This is a genomic window from Anaerolineales bacterium (assembly GCA_037382465.1).
Classification (GTDB): domain Bacteria; phylum Chloroflexota; class Anaerolineae; order Anaerolineales; family E44-bin32; genus WVZH01.
The window spans coordinates 16,927-37,660 of record JARRPX010000044.1 but is presented as its reverse complement, the minus strand read 5'-3'; the positions used below and the strand labels follow the sequence as shown (position 1 = coordinate 37,660).

At 58.2% G+C, this 20,734-nt stretch carries 16 protein-coding genes and 1 tRNA gene; 2 read left to right on the top strand and 15 right to left on the bottom strand.

Going from position 1 to position 20,734, the window contains the following annotated elements:
* Positions 1-198: 198 nt before the first annotated feature.
* From P8Z34_11800 to P8Z34_11760, 9 genes are all read right to left on the bottom strand, one after another.
* Entirely contained in the window at positions 199-1,974 is a 1,776-nt protein-coding gene (locus tag P8Z34_11800; GenBank protein ID MEJ2551356.1) for an NAD-binding protein, read from the bottom strand.
* Positions 1,971-2,570, bottom strand: coding sequence for a hypothetical protein (locus tag P8Z34_11795; protein ID MEJ2551355.1), 600 nt, complete (start codon positions 2,568-2,570; stop codon positions 1,971-1,973). The genes P8Z34_11800 and P8Z34_11795 overlap by 4 nt, the downstream gene beginning before the upstream one ends.
* Positions 2,567-4,498: a RyR domain-containing protein gene (locus tag P8Z34_11790; GenBank protein ID MEJ2551354.1), complete on the bottom strand. Its 1,932-nt coding sequence runs from the start codon at positions 4,496-4,498 to the stop codon at positions 2,567-2,569. Before P8Z34_11790 ends, P8Z34_11795 begins: the two co-directional genes overlap by 4 nt.
* 14 nt (positions 4,499-4,512) lie before the next feature.
* Positions 4,513-5,046: a hypothetical protein gene (locus P8Z34_11785; GenBank protein MEJ2551353.1), complete on the bottom strand. Its 534-nt coding sequence runs from the start codon at positions 5,044-5,046 to the stop codon at positions 4,513-4,515.
* A 228-nt stretch (positions 5,047-5,274) separates the two neighbouring features.
* A complete protein-coding gene (locus tag P8Z34_11780; protein MEJ2551352.1) occupies positions 5,275-5,973 on the bottom strand; it encodes a hypothetical protein in 699 nt (232 codons plus the stop codon).
* 20 nt (positions 5,974-5,993) lie between these two features.
* Positions 5,994-8,147: a TIR domain-containing protein gene (locus tag P8Z34_11775; GenBank protein MEJ2551351.1), complete on the bottom strand. Its 2,154-nt coding sequence runs from the start codon at positions 8,145-8,147 to the stop codon at positions 5,994-5,996.
* Between the two features lie 432 nt (positions 8,148-8,579).
* Complete coding sequence (locus tag P8Z34_11770; GenBank protein ID MEJ2551350.1) at positions 8,580-8,978, bottom strand: secondary thiamine-phosphate synthase enzyme YjbQ; 399 nt, start codon at positions 8,976-8,978, stop codon at positions 8,580-8,582.
* 58 nt (positions 8,979-9,036) lie between these two features.
* Complete coding sequence (locus P8Z34_11765; GenBank protein ID MEJ2551349.1) at positions 9,037-10,035, bottom strand: NBR1-Ig-like domain-containing protein; 999 nt, start codon at positions 10,033-10,035, stop codon at positions 9,037-9,039.
* Positions 10,036-10,229: 194 nt separating this feature from the next.
* A tRNA-Arg gene (locus tag P8Z34_11760) sits at positions 10,230-10,305 on the bottom strand.
* A 300-nt stretch (positions 10,306-10,605) separates the two neighbouring features.
* Here P8Z34_11760 and P8Z34_11755 point away from each other — a divergent pair.
* Positions 10,606-11,631 (top strand): alpha/beta fold hydrolase, encoded by a 1,026-nt coding sequence (locus tag P8Z34_11755; GenBank protein ID MEJ2551348.1) that lies wholly within the window; start codon positions 10,606-10,608, stop codon positions 11,629-11,631.
* A gap of 255 nt (positions 11,632-11,886) precedes the next feature.
* Here the strand turns inward: P8Z34_11755 and P8Z34_11750 are convergent, their stop codons facing one another.
* Positions 11,887-12,633 carry a DUF2807 domain-containing protein gene (locus P8Z34_11750; protein MEJ2551347.1) on the bottom strand — a complete coding sequence of 249 codons (747 nt, stop codon included), beginning with the start codon at positions 12,631-12,633 and terminating at the stop codon, positions 11,887-11,889.
* A 153-nt stretch (positions 12,634-12,786) separates the two neighbouring features.
* Here P8Z34_11750 and P8Z34_11745 point away from each other — a divergent pair, with 153 nt between their 5' ends.
* Positions 12,787-13,854, top strand: coding sequence for a zinc ribbon domain-containing protein (locus tag P8Z34_11745; GenBank protein ID MEJ2551346.1), 1,068 nt, complete (start codon positions 12,787-12,789; stop codon positions 13,852-13,854).
* 74 nt (positions 13,855-13,928) lie between these two features.
* Here P8Z34_11745 and P8Z34_11740 read toward each other — a convergent pair whose 3' ends face one another.
* From P8Z34_11740 to P8Z34_11720, 5 genes are read right to left on the bottom strand one after another with little or no spacing between them, the layout of a single operon-like run.
* Complete coding sequence (locus P8Z34_11740; protein ID MEJ2551345.1) at positions 13,929-15,251, bottom strand: hypothetical protein; 1,323 nt, start codon at positions 15,249-15,251, stop codon at positions 13,929-13,931.
* Between the two features lie 35 nt (positions 15,252-15,286).
* The gene (locus tag P8Z34_11735) at positions 15,287-16,525 is read right to left on the bottom strand and encodes a hypothetical protein (protein MEJ2551344.1); all 1,239 of its coding nucleotides are present in this window, start codon (positions 16,523-16,525) and stop codon (positions 15,287-15,289) included.
* A gap of 18 nt (positions 16,526-16,543) precedes the next feature.
* Positions 16,544-17,644, bottom strand: coding sequence for an LCP family protein (locus P8Z34_11730; protein ID MEJ2551343.1), 1,101 nt, complete (start codon positions 17,642-17,644; stop codon positions 16,544-16,546).
* A 55-nt stretch (positions 17,645-17,699) separates the two neighbouring features.
* Positions 17,700-19,346: a phosphoenolpyruvate carboxykinase (ATP) gene (gene pckA / locus P8Z34_11725; GenBank protein MEJ2551342.1), complete on the bottom strand. Its 1,647-nt coding sequence runs from the start codon at positions 19,344-19,346 to the stop codon at positions 17,700-17,702.
* Entirely contained in the window at positions 19,343-20,560 is a 1,218-nt protein-coding gene (locus P8Z34_11720) for a pyridoxal phosphate-dependent aminotransferase (GenBank protein MEJ2551341.1), read from the bottom strand. The genes pckA and P8Z34_11720 overlap by 4 nt, the downstream gene beginning before the upstream one ends.
* Positions 20,561-20,734 lie beyond the last annotated feature (174 nt).

Here is a 20,734-nt window from a genome sequence, read left to right as displayed (position 1 = left end):
CCGTTCACTCAGAAACCGGAGGAACCTGGCGTGAATTTTATTGCCGTAACTGCAGGTTTTCAATTGTATTTGGCGCGACGTCAATTGGTCTCGGCCATTTCACGTGTATTCGGCCGATAAGTCCCTGTTATTTCGTCTTGTTTTTACCCCTCAAACACTAACACGCCTCACCAAGCAATTACCGTCATACGGTTCAGGTTAATCCGATCTTGCCCTGTCGATGCGGTATCCCGCAGTGTGAAGAAACTGCGGGAATGCATTCACCGCTCGCCGGTTTTTCTCACGTTCAGCTTCGGGAAGTCGATCCCAATCGACCAGATCCGGATGAGTCCTCGCTTGCTCGTCCTTCCGTCCTACGGCGAATCTCCAACCCTGCCGGATTTTCTCTACGCACCAGCGCTGGTGCTCCAGGCATGCCAGCTCCTCTATCTCTGCCGCGCTTAATTCGATAGGAGAATCCCCCCAATCCCGGAGCACTGAGAGTGAGAACCCAGATTCGTGAAGCAGATGAACCATCTGGTCTGCTTGTCGCCGATTGGCTTCACGCAGGCGCTCGGGCAGCTCAGCCCATATCCGGAAAGCTGGATCATTTGTTTCGTCTTGCGGCCGCGAGCAAAGATACGATTCGTGCAACGCCTGGGCGAGCCGTTCATGCGTGCCGAGCCTGAAGATATCCCTGGCGCAGGTCTCCTCGACGAGCATGAACGCGCTCAGATGGGGAAAGTTCGTTGAAGTTCCGCTAGCCTGCAGGGCGAGCTGAGCCAACCCGGCTTGGGTTCCAGCGCGCAGGATGATTTCGGTTTCCATCCCGCGCAGTTGGCGGCGTACGTTCAAGGCGGATGGTATCGATCGAGCGTCGTCATCGAGGCAAATAAAGACCGTTTCGAATGGCGCTGGATCGCGCTGCAGGTTCAGGTAGGCGCCGGAAAGAAAGTCGGCCGATTCGAGCTCGATATCCACACTTTGGATCGAAAGCGACTGCTCCAGCTGCGGGAAGCGGGCCGCCAGTGCGGCGACAGTGCAGGATGCGTGTCTGTCCACGGCTATGAGCCGTATCCGCTCCTGTGGGTCCGTACGCTGCCGGAACCAGCGTTCGGCGCAGGTTACGATCAGGTTGCGTCCCAATTGACCGAGACCGATGAGCAGATATTTCCCCGCACGGGTGCTTTCTGCAGTCCGTCCGACGATCGGGTATCGGGCCAGCAAGATCTCGGCACCCCGCTGATAGATATTGAACAATTCGATGCGGAGCGCGGGGTTCTGCACCATGGACAGCTGCCACTCGTGGAGCAAGTCCCATAGATCGAGATCGACAATATGGATCAGGCAGTGCAGGGGCGTAGAACGGCCGTCGAGTACTCGGGCAACCTGAACGGCGACCTCGGCGTTCGATCTATCGTTCCCGGTTACGGCGATCAACCCATACGCTCGCCGAATCCCGGCGCGCAGCAGGGTTTGCGGATCGGTGGTGTCCTTGGAGAGGACGATGGCTCCCATCCATCGAATCTTGTCGATGAGTGGATGATCCTGGTTCTGTTCGATGACGACCACCTTCCACCCAGCATTCAGGAAGTCGCATGCCAATAAGAAACCCTTTTGTCCTAACCCACAGATGACGACGTGATTCTTCCTGAAACGAAGCGCGAGGAAGGCTACTTGCTCGCGGAACAACGTCATTACCGCACGTACAGCGGTCCATGCCGCCATGAGCGGCAAACCGAAACGAGCGACGTCTAGCTGCCAGGGTATTGGCCGGGGGATGCTCCCCGACTCAAGTGTTATCAGTTGCAGCAGGCGGTAGACGATGTCAAGTCGGGACCAATTTTCGCCGTTCAAGGCGGCGTAGATGGAAAATCCTGAATAACCCAGCGCAATGCCTGTCAGCCAAAGCAGCGCCAGCCAAATCCAAGGATTGATTCGCGCGATGCGAGTAGGTTGTTTCTCGGTTTTCGTTTGATCGCCGGTGTCAATCATCGATCATTTCCGTCTATATTTGGGCCTTCTTGCGGTGTATGCATCTGCGGCGGGAAGCGCTCGAATATCGGACCGTCCGTTTCGGGCAATCCACCGTTCAGCCGAATCAGGGCAAGCGGCAGCCCGCGCTTGCGGGCAAATCCGACGATCTCCGCCGTGCCGCCCGGTCCGCGTGCTGGCAGCCCATCCCAGACAGCCAGGAGCACGTGACAATGGTCGACGAGATAAATGCCCAGTTTGCGATAGGCTTCAATCCGATCGACGGGAGGGCGAAGCAAGAGCGTTTTTTGCGTCTTCTTCAACAGCACATCGAACTCGCTCCGGGAGGCAGTTGAGGAGAAGCTGCGCTGATAGTCTTCGACCGGCAGCGGCAGGATGGCCCACAGTTTCCAAAGCGGCCGCAGCAGCACCACCGCTGCGGCGAGTCGGTCGGCTCCTTCAGCCAGGGGCGAGAGTAAGCGGTACGTCTGCCTGGGGAAGGCTTGCTCGATCGCTGAGATTGCTTCCTCGAGCGCGACGATAACTGATTCCCGATCGGCGAGCTCTCGATGGCCGCTGACTGCCACGACCAGCTCGGTTTCCGTTTGCCCGCTCATCCGCCGTTCTGAACGTGCACGACGGCGTATCCGGCCCTGGAGAGGATGAGCGGGATCGAGCGCACCATCTGGCGATCTTTTTCACGCTCGTCCTCGTTCAATTCCTCCCAATCGACGATCGCCGGATGCGTCCTGGCTTGTTCATCGAGGGTTTGGCCATGCACCCAACCGGCCTGCCGCATCGATTCCACCCAGCGCGCATGTTCCATGCGTGCGAGCGTTTCCAGGTCGGTCCCGGGGAAGTTGAAGGGCGGTTCATTGCTGCGGGCGGGCAGCATGACGTAACCTGCCCGAGCCAATTTATTGGGAATATCGCGCACGTTCGCCCGGTTGGATTCCTTCAACGTCTCGTTCAGCTCGTCGTAAGCCACCAGCGCCCGATGGGTCTTCTTCTCGCGGTCCGTCACCGGAGCGTAGGAATATCCCTGTTCGGTGAGGTTTTCGCAGAAGACTTCGTGCGCGGCGTGCGCCAGGCGTTCCAATGTCTCGCCCTTGAGATCCAATTGCTGTACCCGGGCGAGGAAATCGGTTCCATCCACGTGTATGTTGAGCTGGTCCTCCGGGGGCAGGCAGGAGCGGTCGAAGGATGCGGCCTCGGCCAGCGTGCTCATGGTGAGCAGCGTTTCCATCGAGCGTACACCGTGCTTGTAGTGCTTGGTCTCGAGGAAGGCGCGCAGGATCCCCGGATCGATGCGCACCCGTTTCTCTCCGTTTGCATCTTCGAGAATCTGCGGGACGTGCATCTCGAACAAGACACGAAGCACGATAGCCCGCCGCAGGATGAAGTAGGGATCGTCCAGGCCTGCGATCGGATTCGGGCCGAGAATATCCAGGAAACCCTTCAAGCGGCTGATGAAATCGGGCAGTTTGGCCGCCCTGCGCTCGGGCTCCTCCAGGTCGACACCGAAATCTCCCATACGGTGGCTCGTTCCACCGGCGAAAACGAAAACAGATTTTCCGATCGGATGTGTGATCTGCCCCTCCTGGAAGGCGCCGTCCTGCATCGGGGCGAGAAAATAGCGCAGCCAACCGAGCGCTTTTCCTTCATACGGAGTATCGAATTCATCCCAGAACACGAGCGGCGTCGCCGCGGAGAGGCTGATATCGCGCACCTGGTGCAGTGCATCGATCAGGTCCGAGGGTTGATCGAACTGCGAGATATTGAAGGTAATGGCCTGCACGGAACCCGCGGATGAAGATTTGGCAATTTGTTTGACGGCGAAGGACTTGCCCGATCCGGGAGGACCAAATACGGCGATCGAAAGCGGCCTGGCCTGCGGGCGGGAGAGATATTCGCCGATCAAGGTACGTACGCTGTGCAGGGCTTCGATCTCCCGCCTGTCTACGGTTTTTAACGCACCGAATTGGCCGACCGGTACGTCCTGCAGCGCGGTGTCGACGCCGCCCAACACGATCTGCTGCGCCACCTGATTCAAGTCGCGTGTGTAGCGGTCCTCGAGCAGCGTCCAGTAGCCTGCCCTGACCCGGGGAGTGCCCGTCGGTTCCGCACCGACCAGATTTTTCACGGGGTTCTGAACCGGAGCAACGGAGAGGATGTCACTCGGTTGGTTGAACGCCTTCACGATGGTTTCGAAGGGAAAGTGAAACTCATCTCTGCCGTTTTCAAGATCATCCCGTTCAAAACCGGAAATCAACAGGCTGCGCAGGCCCCGCACCCCGGACTGAATCGCGGCGATGAGATCTGGGTTTTGAGGATTTTCGATAATTGCTGCACTGATGGCGGCAGCCAGGCAGCTGGTGTTCCCATACATCGTTCCGGGATACTTGTTTTCGAAATCGCATTCCATATTGTGCGGATCGAAAAGCAGCCTCGCTTCCACGATCTCATCGGGCTTGTGCGAAAGCAGGATCGCGCCAGCAGCGTTAAGTGAGATGATGCAGCACGCAGCGCGTGTCAGTGAGTTCACGTCTGGATTGTGCGTCAGTTCCCAGAAGACGTCCTGAGCGGTGCGTTCCCAACCCAGGATTCATTACCTGCGCTATCCAACAGCGGCAGCCATGCTTCGCTTTCCTGACGGAAACCCAGATTGGCATCGTCCAGCACCAGCAAGCTGCTGCCGGAGGATGCCTTGCCGGGTACGAAGACTGACTCTGGATTGGATTTCCGCTCGAATCCCAGGAAGCGGGATACTCGCCATGTCTCGCCCGCTTTCGTCGGGTAGGGCTTCAGCAGATTGTAGGCGTGATGGTGGCGCATATCTCCAGGGACGATCTGCTCCAGGTCGATCTCTACGGCATCGATCTTCGCTGAACACAGAGAAGCTGCTTTCTCAACCCGAATCCAAGCCTGGAGTAGGTCGGCCAGCAGCAGGGCACCGCCCCGGGCGCGAGAGATCGAGGCATGTTTGTCCTGCGACCATGAGTCGGATCGCACGGAAGGGTTTTCGGCTATGTTCCAATCGATAACGACGTCGCCCCGGATAACCATCTTGTGTTGATTGGTTCTGGCATTCATTAACGTGGATCCTTTTTATTCATGTTGGAAGGAAGAAATATTTTCTTTTTAAGTATAGGCCGAAAGTGAAGTCGGGAAAATCTTGCGCGTCCCGATTGCTTATGGCTTCATCTCGCCGGCGAACGCGCCGCCGGCAGCGATTGCATCGCACCGCTCGCTTACGATGGTTTAGATTCCTTCGAAGAATCCCGAGGAGTCTATTTCCGGCATCCAATTTTCAAATAGACCTCATTCACCTTCCGGCCATATTGCGCAAGTCTTGCGATAAGGTTCACCCGGAAAATAGTACGACCATTCTTCCTGGGTGAAATTACGGCCAACTTTTTCACAAACTCGTTCGATCCAGGATTTCGGGTCGACATCCCAGATATATGCGCTGCCATCAAAGCTCGTAGAAATCATCTTTTCCCCGTCCGAACTGAAAGCGATATTCTGGATCCTTGCGCTGTGCGCCTGCAGGACGGGACCCATTGGCATACCGCTGGCAATGTCCCAAAAAATGATGGTGCCATCGGTTAAACCGGAAGCTAAAATATCCCCAGTAGGGTTAAATGCTACAATCGCGATCCCTTCTGAATTGCTTCCACGCAGTGGCTCGTTGATGCGTCGGCCGCTGGCAGTATCCCAGAGTATGACGGTGCCATCCCAACCTCCGGAAGCCAGGATTTTTCCATCCGGACTGAAGGCAGCACTTAAAACCCAATCCGTGTGACCTTGCAGGGGTTCATAGAGGCGTTGTCGAGTATCAACATCCCACAGCAACACGCCGCCCTCGTAGACGGCAGCCAGGGTTTTTCCATCCGGGCTGAATGTGATGCTCAAGACGTAGAATAAGTTGGATTCAAGGGGATCGCCGATGGGCTGCCCGGAAGCTGCATCCCGCAAAATAATCTCGCTGTCTTCATTTCCCGCAGTAGAAGCCAGCAATCTCCCATCCGGGCTGAAAGCTAAATCAGAATAGCACCAAACCCTCGCAGGGGGCCGGCAATGCGCATCCCGGTGGATGCGATCCACAGGCTGATCGAGTTCTCTTCCTCCATAGAAGCTATGGTGCTCATGTCGGGACTGAATGCGACCCTGGATACGCTCCCTTCCTCTTGCCGTTCCAGCGGTTCCCCGAAGGGTTGTCCGCTTTCGATGTCCATCAGATGGATGGCGCCATCGTCGTCTACTGAAGCGAGGATTTTCCCGTCGGCGCTCAATCCGTCGCGGGTCACCCCACTGTTTTCCAAGGGCACGATTTCCTTTGAATACGCCGCACCTTCTACATTCCAAAGGATGATCGTGTCGTCCTCACTCGCAGAAGCCAGAGTCGTTCCATCCGGGCCGAAAGCGATTTCGCTGATTCGCGCGATGTGCGCCGACAGCGGCTCGCCGATTGCCTGCCCGCTGGCAGCATTCCACAAAACAATCGTCCTGTCCCGACTTCCAGAAGCCAGTGTATCTCCGTCCGGGCTGAAAGCGAGTGAGATGATTTCACTTGAATGCCCTTCCAACGGCTCTCCGATGAGCTGCTTACTCTCCACGTCCCATAGAAGAATGAGTGAATCAACATCTTCTCCCGCAGTAGCCAGGATTTTCCCATCCGGGTTGAAGGCGATCGTCATTACCTGTTCCGGATTTCCCTGTAAAGGCTCCGCGATGGGCTGCTCGCCGGAAAGGTCCCAGATCATCACGTTTCCAAATCCGCATGCCAATTTTTCCCCATCCGGACTGAAGGCTACCTCACCTGTCCCACCCCAGAATTCCCCCAGCGGTTCTCCGACGGCTTGCATGCTGTCGACGTCCCAAAGGACGACATGACCTCCTTGATCCGAAGCATCAATAGAAGCGATCGTCCTTCCATCTGGGCTGAAAGCGACGTTTCTGATATCCATGGACGTATTTATTCGTTCAATCTCTTGCCCGCTGTCCACGTCCCACAGGATGATCATTTGGTCTTCACTGCCAGAAACGAGCCACTTTCCGTCCGGACTGAAATCCAACGTCCAGACCGTGGAATCGTGCCCTCGCAGGAGATCGCTGAGAGGTTGAACGCTGGCCATGTCCCACAGCATGATGGAACCGTCTGCCGATCCGGAAGCCAGGATCTTCCCATCCGGGCTGATCGCGACGCTTCGTACGCCTTCATGCATGATGATCCGGGACACTTTCGGATACTGAAGGTTCAATTTAAACAAGTTGTTCGAGGTCTGAAAGTTCTCTATCTCGTTAAAACTTTCTGCACCCAACAGCATCGCGACGTCAAAACGGATTCCGCTCTGTTGACTGATCGCGGTTAATTCTCGAATGTGGGCGAGATGTGCGTTTTCCTCCGCAATCCCTTTCTGTTCTTCCGCAATCCCTTTCTGTTCTTCCGCAATCCCTCTCTGTTCTTCCGCAATCGCCACCTGGGTCGCCAGGCTGAGCGCGTTTTGTTGGGCGCGCTGTCCATTGATCACGGCAATAATTCCCAAAACGAGAGTGATGATTAACGCCGCGCCGATAGATATCAACGATCGACGCTGCCTTTTCATCGCCTCCTGGCGGCTGAACTGAATGTAGCGGGTTTGGGTGAGCGTCGGTTCCGGCGCTTTCGCGACGGATTCCGCCAGCCAGTCTTCTGCTTGATGCAGGTCGGTGCCGTGAAGTAAATAGCTCCTGTCCTGGCGTTCGCGTTCCCATTCCAACGCTCTCACCTGCAATCGGGTGTGCGCCTTGACCCAATCGTAGTCCGTTTGGATCGCTTCGATCAGACTATCTATGGCCGGCTGCAGCTCGTCCTGTGTACGGGAAAAGATCCAATTGATCGCCGCTAACGCTGGATGAACCTTACTGGGATCGACATCGTCGATGACGACGGGGATGATGCGCTTGTTGTTTTCCCTGGCATGCTCGATCTCTTCATTGCACACCTCGGAAAGGATGGATGAGGCGCTGAGAATGAAAACGACGGTATTCGCCTCTTCGATTGCGGTGTAAATTTCCTGCATCCACTCTGTACTGGGGGGGATATCCTGCCAATCTATCCAGGTTTCCAGGTCTTGCGCTTGAAGTCCTTCATGGAGGATGCGTGCGTAGGCGATGTCTTTTCGCGAATAAGAAATGAATATATCTGACATTTTTTTCTTTCATCCAATCGAATATTGCCGTAAACCGATATCCCAACACCAATCAAAACACGGATTCAACCGGGCTGCATACGTGCAGTATAGGAAATATTTCGTCATATGGCGATTCGATCCATATGGGCAGATGGTCCCATACTGCGCGAAATAAAGGAGCTGTGGGAGATGTCCTTTGGTAAATAAAATAAAACAATGTCCACAGGTTTCGAAAGGAATCCCGTCAAGTGGGGGATCCAGCAGCAATCCTGGGCATTGGTTTTGTGTGGTAATGAAGAGGCGATATTGCGGTTTACCGTTTCAGCGTCGTTGAGACGAAAATATGGCAATATTCGATTCGAAATTAGTTCTCAAAATCCAAGTGAACGAACGGCCGGATATCGAGCGGCTTGGTTTAATAGCAATGCACTCCAACAACCACCGCATCGGTCATCCGGGCGAGACGTGAACGTGGACTTTGCGAGTACGAGGGCCGTCGAACTCGCAGAAGAAGATCCCCTGCCAGGTACCCAGCACCAGCCGGCCACCCTGCAGGAGCACGCGCACCGAGGCCCCCATCAGGCTGGCCTTGAAGTGTGCGGCGCTGTTGCCTTCCATGTGGCGGTAGTAGCTCTGCCGCCAGGGAATCAGACGATCGAGGTCGGCGAGGATGTCGGCTTCGGTCGTGGGATCGGCGTTTTCGTTGATCGTGACGCCCGCCGTGGTGTGCGGCACGTAGACCTCGACCACCCCGTCGGAAATCCCCGAGTCGCGCACGCAGGCGCGCACTTCGTCGGTGATCTCCAACAATTCGTCGCGCGAGCGGGTGCGCACCTGTATCGTTTCCATGCATCTCACCTCATCTGTTTGCTCTATATATTGGCTACACGCAATTAAACGCCGGGCCTCATGGCGCGTAGAAAGTGAACGACGTGCGGATATTCTCCCACAATTCGAGCGTCTCTGTGGCGCGGCCGCCTTCGATCGGCATGACGACGATTTCGAATCCGACTCCGTCCTGCATGAGGTAGACGTGCAGCGCCGGGCTCGGTCCCGGTAAATCGTCCGTGGCATAGGCGGTGATGGCGCCGAGCCGGATGCGCTCCACATCCGCCGGATGAGTGGGATCTTGTGCAGCCTTGATCTGCTGCCCGGCCCAGGCATCGAGATCGAGTCCGCCGGTGCTGCCCATATTGTAGATGCCGACAGCGGGAAGCGGTTCTTCCGTCGAACCTTGGGACACCGGGAGACCGACGCGGAGCGCACCGTCCTGGCGCAGACTCGCTTCGCCCGTCTGCAGGTACAGGAAGCAGTAGCGATCCTGCAGGTGGATGTAGATGCGCAAATCGTCTGTCTCCGGCGGACAGCGGCCGCTGCCGTTCACGGCGTACACCTGCGCGTCAAGATTCGATCCAAAGTATTCGCCGGCGGGGCTGCGCAGTTGGAAACGGGCGACCTGCGCGCGGCCCAATTCCGCATTTTCATCCAGGACCAACACGACGCTGACGTCGACGGTTCCACCGGGCGGGACTTCGCCGTCGAGCGGCGTTACCGGCTCCAGTGCAAGCAGGCGGTTGCCCGCGGCGTCGATCTGCTCCCAGGTGTATTCCCGAGTCCAGGCGCAGGTGCCGCTGTTGCGCATGCGCCATGTCTTGGTGAAGTCGTCGCCCGGACGAATCAGGGTCCCGTCCGGGACGCCGAGATCGGCCGCGAATTCGGAATCATTCGTGCAGTCTTCAGGCGCGGACTGCGCCGGCCCAAAGATGGGAGATTCGATCGTGGGCGTGAGCGTCGAGAGCGGCGTCTCGCCGGGAAACGGGGTGTAGGCGATCGGCGTGTCGATGGCGGATCGAGCGGGGGCGTACGGGGTGGACGAAAAACCACACGCCGCGAGCAGTAAGTTCACGACTGTATTGAACATCCACACATGAATGGAATTCCGCACGACTGCCCTTCCCAAGCGCTGCATCGACCTGGATTGTTTCGAGAACGGGATCAATGCCCATGTTCGTTCGATGATATCATGCACGCGGCGATCCGAAATTAGGTAATTCGGGACATGGGAACAAAATCAGGGCGACGAACGCCGCCCTGGTTTGCTGGCGCCCCCGGAGAGACTCGAACTCCCAACCTACTGATTCGAAGTCAGGCGCTCTATCCATTGAGCTACGGGGGCGGATCGGGGGGATTATAACATCATCTGGCCTATCGCTGCGGTATTGCCTATCCTTCGACTTCGCTGCACACCGCTGAGGATGAATGGAATGTGGGGCTCGCTCCGGATGATTGGGATGTAGGTTCCACTTGAGAGGATCAGAAGAAGCTTCCTCTCTCCTAAGGGGAGAGGATGGAGGTGAGGGGCTGGAAAATCACCCTCATCCTACCCTCTCCCTCACAGGGAGAAGGAAAAAACCTCTCGCTTTCTCCCCTCGTCCAAATGCTGTAGGATTCGTCCATCCCGAATCGAGGTACGGCGATGAAGAGAGTCCTGCCCCTGCTGATCGTGCTCTGCATCCTGTCCGGCTGCTCCTTCCCCGGAGTCGAAAGTGCGCTGACCGCGGAACCTCCCGCTCCGGATCTCCCCGAGCGGCCGGCGCCGCAATCCGCAGCGGACAAACGCTGCGGCGACGGCGCCTGCGACGGGCCGGAGACCGCAGCCAACTGCCCGCAGGACTGCGGGGACGAAGCCAGGCCGCCCGTGCAGGAAGGCCTGCTCTGGGTCGAGAACCCCAGCAGCGGCTCGCAGCTCGCCGTCTACATCCTCACCCCGGCGGATTATGACGGCGCAGCGCTGCCGACGCTGATCCTCGTCCCCGGCGGGATCGGGGACAGCTCGGATTTCACGGGCGCAGGCCGTTCGGCGCAGGACATGGCCGAGCGGGGATTCACGGTCGTGATCTTCGATCCGGAAGGACGCGGCGCCAGCGGCGGCGAAGAGGATCTGAACGGCTTCGTGGGACAGGACGGGCTGGCCGAGATCGTACGCACCGTCGCCGCACGGCCCGAAGTCGATCCCGATCGCATCGGCCTGGTTTCCTATTCCTTCGGCGTCACGTTGGCCTCCGGGACGCTCGCCCGCTACCCGGACCTGCCCATCGTCTTCTTCATCGACTGGGAAGGCCCGGCCAATCGCGTCTACACGACGCACGATTGCTCTCCCGACGCGCCCGGCATCGGTTCGACCACGTACATGGCGTCGTGCGAGGACGACGATTTCTGGCGCGAGCGCGAGGCCGAGACGTTCATCGCCAGCGTCCAGGTGCCCTACCAGCGCATTCAATTCGAGGACGATCATTCCCAGGACACGCCCGAGCACGGCGTGGTGATGGTCAACGCCGCCCTGAACGGTGATCCGCCCTGGGTGCGGCTAAACGACGATCCCCCCAACACGATCTACGCGCTAAGCCCCTTGCCGCCGGTGTTCCCCGGCAGTGCGGGCAGCAGGCTCAACGGTCTGGTCGCCGATTTCGCAGAGGAGTTGTTTGCGCTGTTCGCGCCGTGATCGTCCTTCGACTGCAGACGCCGCTGCGCTGCGCCTTCCGCTCAGTATGATTGAGAGCTAAGTGGGTAACACCACCTTTACCCTCTCCCGTAAGGGAAATGAAATTAATGTAGGGGCGGGTTTGAAACCCGTCTCTACAACCACATAGACGCCTCACCGAGGCGTCTCTACGCGTGATTTTATGGCATTGTAGGGGCAACCCCGTGGTTGCCCGAAAAAGAATGCCTCATCAGGGAAAGATTCAGGCGCCGTAAATCAGCGCTCCCGCACTGAGGAAGTGCCGCTGGTGTGGATCGACCCCAGATCTGCGCCGCTCACGTACGTTATACGCGAATCGCCGCTGGCGTTGACGTCCAGCGTCCCATCGGTCCACAACACAGCCTCGCTGGCGCCGCTGGCGTTCACGTTCACGTCTTCGGCGTAGAAATCCGCCAGATCGGCCGTGCTGCCGCCGGAGATATCCAAATCGAGGCTGGCGCACGAACCGTGCAGATCGACCTCGCTCGAGCCAGACAGAGAGAAACGCGCCACACCGACCACAGCCTCGCCGTCGACACGGCTGCTTCCGGAGAGATCCAGCCGCAGCGGCTGCGGCGATTCGAAACCGTGGAGATAGGCGCTGCTCGCCCCGCTCAACGCCACTTCGGCCAGATCGGGCAGGCGCACTTCGGCCTTCAACGTCAGCCCGCTGAAGTTGTAGTTGTATCCCGGCTTGAGGCTCAGCCGCAGGCTGCCGCCTACGGCGGAAACGTCCAAATATTCGACGACAGTTTCATCCGCAGTCACGACGACGAGGTAATCATCCCCCTGTTCGATATCAACGTCGAACACATGGCTGGCATCTACGCCGTCGAAACCGGTGAAATCGTAATCAATGACTTCGACTTTGCCGGAGTCGCGCAGGCGCACCGTCTCGTTGTTGAAGGTAAAACCACCGGGATAGCAGGCGCTCGATCCCAACAATATCGCCGCGATGATTGAAATCCGCAGAAGCTTGCGCATGTCCTCTCTCCTCATCGACTATTAATTTGTGAAAGGATCCCATTTCACTATACGCACTTCCGGCCCGAAAAGTCTCGTGACCATAGAACGATTGGCAAAAATCCATCGGACGATGTATGCTAACACAGCAATTGTAAAACAAGGAGACGACAGATGACCAAGAAACGCCTCGGTTACGTGGAATTGGAATGGACCTGCCCGCGCTGCGAAACGCGCAACCCGGGCACGCACGAGTTCTGCAACGGCTGCGGCGGGCCGATGCCCGAGGACGTCGAATTCGAACAGCCGCTGGAAGAGAAATTCCTCACGGATGCCGATAAAATCGCCCGCGCCAAGGCCGGACCGGACCGGCATTGTCCCTACTGCCAGGCGCGCAACCGCGCCGACGCAAAGTTCTGCGGCGGCTGCGGCGGAGACCTTTCGGAGGCGGCCGTTCGCAAGGCCGGCAAAGTCCTCGGCGCCCATCGCAGCGGACCGGCGGGCACCGTCCGCTGTCCGTCGTGCAACGCGGAGAATCCCGCCAGCGCACGCAGTTGTAAATCTTGCGGCGCTAGCCTGGCGGCCACGCGCGCGAAGAAAGAAGACAAACCCAAAGCGCCGGGCAAGCCCATGTCGCGCGGCCTGGTCATCGGATTGGCCCTCGTCGCCGTAGTCGTCTGCGTCGGTTTGATCATGCTCTTTACGCACACGGAATCCCTGGAAGGACGGGTGCAGAGCGTGTCCTGGACGCGCAGCGTTCCCATTCTGGCCCTGGGCGAAGTCGAAGCCGAGGCTTTTTACAGCGACATTCCCGCCGATGCCGAGATCGGCAACTGCCGTCCCGAACTTTATGATACGAGCGACGATCCCGTGCCGGGGGCCGAGGAAGTATGTGGTGAACCGTATACGGTGGACACCGGCAGCGGCGTGGGTGAAGTTATGCAGGATTGTGTCTACGAAATTTACGAGGATTACTGCAGCTACACGGTGTTGGACTGGATCACGATCGACACGATCAGCGCCAGCGGCGCGAATCTGGATCCCTACTGGCCGGCCGTCTCACTGCTCGCCGGTCAGCAGGAAGGCGAGGGAAGCGAGGCGTACGAGATCGTTTTCATCGCCGATGACGAGCGCTACACCTACACGACCGAGAGCGAGGCCGAATTCGAACGTTTCGAAGTCGGCAGCACATGGACGTTGAATGTCAACGCCCTGGGTGCGGTCGTCTCCGTCGAAGACTGATCCCGGAATGGATTTCAATTCATCCAGAAATAACAGGATGCGCCGATGAAATCGCGGCGCATCTTGTTTGTATCTCAACAATCCTGCTCAGTTTGAAGGTTGAAATGCATTAGTACGGACAAGGACCTGCGGCTGCGCCACCAGAGCCAGGTCACCTGGGCCGTCATGCCCAGGCTGAACGCCAGCCACCCGACGTAAAGACCCACCGCCTGCCCCCAGACCACACCGCTCACCAGCACGCTCGAGATTACGATCAAACCGAAGATCACGGACTCGGTCACGGCGTGAGTCCGCCGGGCATTGAGCAGCACGCCTTGAAACCAGCTGACCAACACGCTGATCGCCGGCAGCGGAAGCGTGAACCACAGGGCGTTGGCCGCCATTCGCGCCAGATCCGCGTCGAGGGAAGTCAATTTCTCGAACCAGAACATCGAAATCGGTGTGAGGACGATCAGCAGCAGCAATACGCTCATCACGCCCATCAAGCGCAGCGCAAATCGCACCAGGTACGGGCCGGAATCGGGCTCGTCCAGCAGCGCCACGGCCACCTCGTTGAAAGCCACGCCCGGGCTGCGCAGCAGGAACACGAGTCCCGACACCACGGGCCAGGCGGCGAGTGACTCCAAAGCCTGCGGCATGCGGCTCAACGCGGCGCTTCCTAGCGGTTGAATCAGCAGGAAGAGTAAGGAAGTCATCGCCAGCGGGACGTAGAACGAGAGAAACGAACGCAGGCTCAACGCTTCGGCAGCCGGCGGTGCGTGGCGGAGTTGATCGCGCAGCACCGGGCGCACCCGCAGGCCATTGAAGAGCGCCTCGCTCATCACGCCCGAAGACATCGCCAACCCGGCCAGGGCAATTCCCGAAACGCGCTTCGTGATCAGCCCCAGGGCGATCACGGAAACGTCGGCGGCCAGGCGGACGATCGTGCCCGTGCCCACGGCGCCGGAATGTCCGCAGCGGATGAGCACGCCTTGTTGAAAACGCCGGTAGGCGATCGCCCCCGTCCAGGGCAGCAACAAACGCAGGCCCAGGCGCGCCGGTTCCACGATTTCGGCCGGCGCATCGATCCAGCGCACCACCACCAGGTCGTAGAGCGGCGTGAAGGCGACCAGCACGTGAAGCAGGGTCAGGCCTCCCGCCATCCAGAGCATGTACTTACGTATACGCAGGTACGAGTCCCAATCCTTGCTCAATGCGGTCGAGGCGGAAAGCAGCATGATGATCGGCGCTTCGACGATCAACGCAAGTGGATAGACGATGCCGCCCCAGGCTGCCAGATTGATCTGTGGATCCGGCAGGCGAGCGATAGCGGCCCCAATGACCGGCAGTTCCAAGGCCATGAGCATCCAGCTCAACGCCAGAGGCCACCAGGTGCGAAACACCAAACGCATGGACATCGTCGAACGCCGAGCGCTGTGCCGGCCGGTCATCTTCACGGGGTGGGAGTGGGCGTTGCGGTTGGAGCAGGCGCAGACGTCGATGTCGACGTGGAGGTTGCCGTCGGAGTGGATGTGCCCGTCGGCGAGGCGCCGGAGGTCCCCGTCGCTGTCGGCGAGCCGGTTGCGGTTGCGGTCGAAGTCGGAGTGGTCGTACCGCCACCTCCGCCGAGGGTTGCGGTCGGCGTCGGCGAAACGTAGGGAACGGTCGCAGTGGCGCTGCCGGTCGGCGTCGGCGTGCTCGTTGGCGGGGTGACGGTGGCGGTCTGGCAGACGTGGTTGACTTTGGTCGCCGTCGGTGCCAGGGCAGCATCTTCACGGATCGCCAGGGACTCGTGGAGATAGTAGCTTGCGCTGCAGAAATCGCCGTCTTCGATCAATTGCAGGGCATATTCTCTGGCTGCATCGGCATACTTGTAGCAGGCGCCCCAGATCTGCGCCACGCAGATCTGGCCCAGGTATTCCGTGGCAAGCGCCCAATCCAATCCGTAATAGCTGTTGGCGAACATGAAAAAGGCGGCGGAGTTGCGCCAGCTGACCGCTTGATTGTCGAGCGGGCCGAATCGTTCGGCCAGGTTGAGATCGTAGATGCCTTGTTCCAGATCGCCGCGATACAATTTTGCCATACCCCGGTTTCGCAGCGCCACGGCCATGATCTGGTTGACTTCGGCCAGGCGATATTCGGGGTCCTCCGCCCGTAAGAGGAGCAGGTACTTCAAAGCGCTGTCATAATCCTCGCGGCTGAAAGCCTCCTGTGCGCTGCCGAAAATACCTTCGAGGGAATCCAGATCGGGCGTGATGGAGGGCGTCGGTGAATTCAGCGGTTTTACCGTGGGTGTCGGCTGGTTCAGGGCCGTCATGATCATGCCCAGCATTTCACTCGCCCCCTCGTAATCCGGATCGAGTTCGAGTACATACTCGATGCGCTGACGGGCGAGTTCGTACCGGCCGGCGACGTAATCATCCACACCGGTGTCGAACTGCTCTTTGCTGACCTTCTCCACGTTGGCGAGGCCGGACGCTTCGCGCTGCTTCATTCCTGCGCTGTACCCGGCGATCCCCGCTAACCCCAAGACGACGATCATGAAGACCGGAACGGCGACGATCCAGGGCCTGTATTTCCTCACGACCGTAGTCGACCGACGCGGCGTGACGGGCTGCGTTTCACCGAGCGACGCCCGGTGCGCCTGCGTATCCTGGGAATTTGTATTGTGCGGACGGGTCTGATCAGTCATGTCGTTTCTCAATGAGTTTCACGGCACCGGACCAAATGCGCTCGTTTCGACGAAGAGCTCGTCACGCAGCTCCCGAATCGCATCGGGAACCGCCCGCAGCACCTGGGCGCCGTCCGGCCGGGTGAAAAAGCCGACCATCTTCGGCGGTCCGATCACCCCGCGATGGATGTCGTCAGATTTCAATCGTATGGAAGACCAGGCCAATTGAACCATCTGCTCCAGCGAAAGATTGGTACGCACACCTTCGGAGAGTTCCTGGTAAAGGCGTGGCGCTTTTTGAATCAAACTGGGCAGCATATCCAGGCTGACCAGCCGGTTGAGCACCGCCACGACCACCTGCTGCTGGCGGTCGGCGCGTCCGAAGTCACCGCCGGCGTTCTTGCGCACGCGAGCGTACCCCAGCGCATCCGGCCCATCCAGATGCTGCGGGCCGGGCTCGAGCCAACGCTGGTGGCGGTCGATGGGCGAGATCTTGATCCGCTCCTCGACGACGATGTCGATGCCGCCGATCTCGTCGATCATCTTCTCGAAGGTATGAAAGTCGATGACGGCGTAGAAGCCGATGGGGACGCCGATCCATTTCTCGACGGTTTTCATCGCCAGGGCCGGTCCGCCACCGGGAACTTTATAGCTCTCGCCGAAACGATAAGCCGTGTTGATACGGTTGTAGCCGAAGCCGGGAATCTCGACCCACAAGTCGCGCGGGATAGAGAGCAGACTGGCCTGTTTGGTGATCGGGTCGAGAGAGACGAGCATCATCGTGTCGCTGCGCGGCGCGCCCTGACCTTCGAGCCAGTCACGATAATCCACCCCCATGATCAAAATAGTAACGCGCTCGTTCCCGTCCCACGGATTGGGCTGCACCGGGATGGAGATCAACGTCGGCGTGCTGCCCGGTTCGGGCGTGTACAGCTCATCTCCGCCGACGGCCTCGAACGGATCAAGACCCATTCCCGTGTAGCCCGCGGTCATATCGCGCACCACTTGATACAGGACGCCTGCCGCGACGAGCGTGCTGAGGACAAACCCAACCGCCAGGAAGCGCACAGCCAGATTGTAGTACGGAACGCGCGCTGTCCGGCTTGAATTCTTCCGTGTCTCTGAATTGTTCGTTTGCACTTGCGCTTGTCTCCGAACGAAACCAGCAGGTTTCAGGCTTTAAGATCAGCCCATATTATACCTGCGGACCGGCTTTTACGATGTCCGGAGGGCAATCGGGTTCGAACTGCTTGAAATTGTCCACGAAACGCATGGCGAGCTGCGTGTATTTCTTCATATAGTCCTTTTTGCTCGGCCAGGAAGAAGCCGGATCCAACACGTCCGAAGGCACGTCCGGACACGACTTTGGCACCTCGAAACCGAAGATGGGATCCTTGGTGTACTCCACCTTCTGCAGTGAACCCTCCAACGCTGCGGTGAGCATGGCGCGCGTGTATCTGATACTGATACGTTTGCCCACGCCGTACGGCCCGCCTACCCAGCCGGTGTTCAGCAGCCAACAATTCACGCCGTAGTGCTCGATCTTCCGCCGCAGTATTTCTGCGTAATACGAGGGATGGTGAACCATGAAGGGTGCGCCGAAACAGGTGCTGAACGTGATCTGCGGCTCTTCTCCCAGGCCGACTTCCGTGCCGCCGACTTTTGCGGTGTAGCCGGAAATGAATTGATACAGCGCCTGGTTGGTCGTGAGACGAGCGATCGGCGGCATCACCCCGGAGGCGTCACAAGTAAGGAGAATGATATTGTTCGGATGGCCCGCCAATTTTTCCGGCACGGCGTTGTCGATGTATTCGAGCGGATAGGAAGCCCGCGTGTTTTCCGTGATTTCATCGTCATCGAGATCGATGAGGCGCGTCACCGGATCGACGATCACGTTTTCGAGGATCGTCCCGAAACGTGAAGTGCAGGCATAGATCTCGGGTTCTGCGGTCGCAGAGAGGCGGATCACCTTGGCATAACAGCCGCCTTCGAAGTTGAAGATGCCGTTGTCATTCCAACCATGCTCGTCGTCTCCGATCAAGCGTCGATTCGGATCGGCCGACAAGGTGGTTTTTCCCGTTCCGGAAAGACCGAAGAACAAGGCCACGTCGTCATCGTCTTCATCATCCACGTTGGCGGAGCAGTGCATCGTCATGACCCCCTTCAACGGAAGCAGATAATTCATCAGCGTGAAGACGGATTTCTTGATCTCGCCGCCGTACCCCGATCCACCGATGATGCACAGTTTCTGTTCGAAGTTGAGCGTGATGAACGTATCGGTCCGCGTGCTGTCGATCGGCCGATTGGCCTTGAACGAGGGCATGGCGACCACCGTGAATTGAGGCACGTGCTGGCGGTAGGCTTCCGCGCTCTCCGGCAAGATGAACATGTTGCGGGCGAAGACGCTGTGCCAGGCCCACTCGGTGATGATGCGAATCGGCAGGCGGTATTCCTCATCGGCGCCGACGTAACAATCCTGTACGAACACGTCCCGGCCTTGTAAGAATCCCTGCAAGCGCGAGAACAGCTCGTCGAACTTTTCCGGACTGTACGGCCGGTTGTATTCCCCCCACCAGATGTTGTCTTCCGTCGTTCCTTCCCGCACGACGTATTTATCGTTGGCCGCGCGCGCGGTGTGCTTTCCGGATCTGACCAGCAAGGGCCCGGCGTGTGAGATATGGCCTTCACCGCGGAAGGTAAATTCCTCGTACAGCGCTGCGGTCGGAAGATTCCAATACACGTTGTTCAAATTGGTCAGGCCGTGATTTTCGAGCCCATAATCCGAGCGCAGGACTTGCGCTTCCTTTTGTGCAGGTGATTTGATGTTCAGTATGTTGTTCATAGCCAATCCCTCACGAGTTTACGATCACCGATGTAGATCTCGTTGGGCGCTTTCGGATCCAAAGCCCACTTCAACCGCTCGATCCCCCCGGTGACGTCTTTGACGGATCCCGCGTAGCTCAAACGCAGATGGCCTTCCATTCCAAAATCCACACCGGGAACAGTGACGACCAACGCCTTCTCCAGCAGGAAATTCGACAGCTTCAGCGAATCCTTCTCGTACGCGCGAAAATCAGGCAGGCAGTAAAACGTCCCTTGCGGCCGGATCAAACGCACGCCGTTGAAGGCTTCCAACTCCCGGATCATCACGGTCCGGTTGTTCTGAATTTCCAGGCGTAAATTTTCAACAACGCTTTGAACGCCCTGCAGCGCACCTTCCGCCGCGGCTTGGGAAACCACGGAGGGGTTGGACGTGATCTGGCTCTGGATTTTCGCCATTGCCTCGACCAGCTTGCGCGGACCGACGACCCAACCGATGCGGAATCCGGTCATGCCGTACAGCTTCGAGACACCGTTGACCACGATCAGCCTGCTGTTTTCCAGATCTTTTTTGGTGTAATCGTATGCAATCGCCGGCCGCACCCCGTTTTCCACCAACTTCTGATAGATATCGTCGAGGATGAGATAAATGCCCTTCTTCTCGCAAAAGTCGACGATCTCACCGATGAATTCATCCGAGAATACGGCGCCCGAAGGGTTACACGGACTGTTGACGATGATCGCTTTGGTATAACTGGTTACCGTCTGTTCGATGTCATCCATACGTGGCGTGAATGTGCCGTCCTCGGGAGTCACAACGACGGGCACACCGTGGACCATCTTGACCATTTCAGGATAGCTGACCCAGTACGGTGCGAGCAGGATGACTTCATCCTGCGGGTCGATGATCGTGAACAGCGTGTTGTAGAGGCTCTGTTTCGCTCCCGTTGAGGCGATGATGTTCTCCGGAGCGACGGCCTTGTTGTAATTTTCTTCCATGTAACGCACGATCGCCTTTTTCAACGAAGGCAGGCCGTCTGTCGGTGTGTATTTGATCTCACCGGTGTTGAGGCGCGCCGCAGAACTCAAAAGCGCCGTGATGGGCGCCGGGTTTTTCGGCTCTCCGACGCCGAGGTGGATCACCGGCTCGCCTTTCGCTCGCAGCACACGTGCCTTTTCATTCAAAGCCAGAGTGGAAGATTCACGGATCGATGCGGCAAGTTGGCTGATACTCATACTCTCAACTCCTCTCCTGCTTCGGGGAATTTCGCGGCTAAATTAACATCCTCTGATCGAGCGCGGGATAATAACCGCTTATTATATCGCTCTTATTTTGCATGTGAAGGGTTAATTCCGGCGTCGATCCCTCATATGAATAACCCCGGAATCAAAAAAGGGTACGACTGTCCA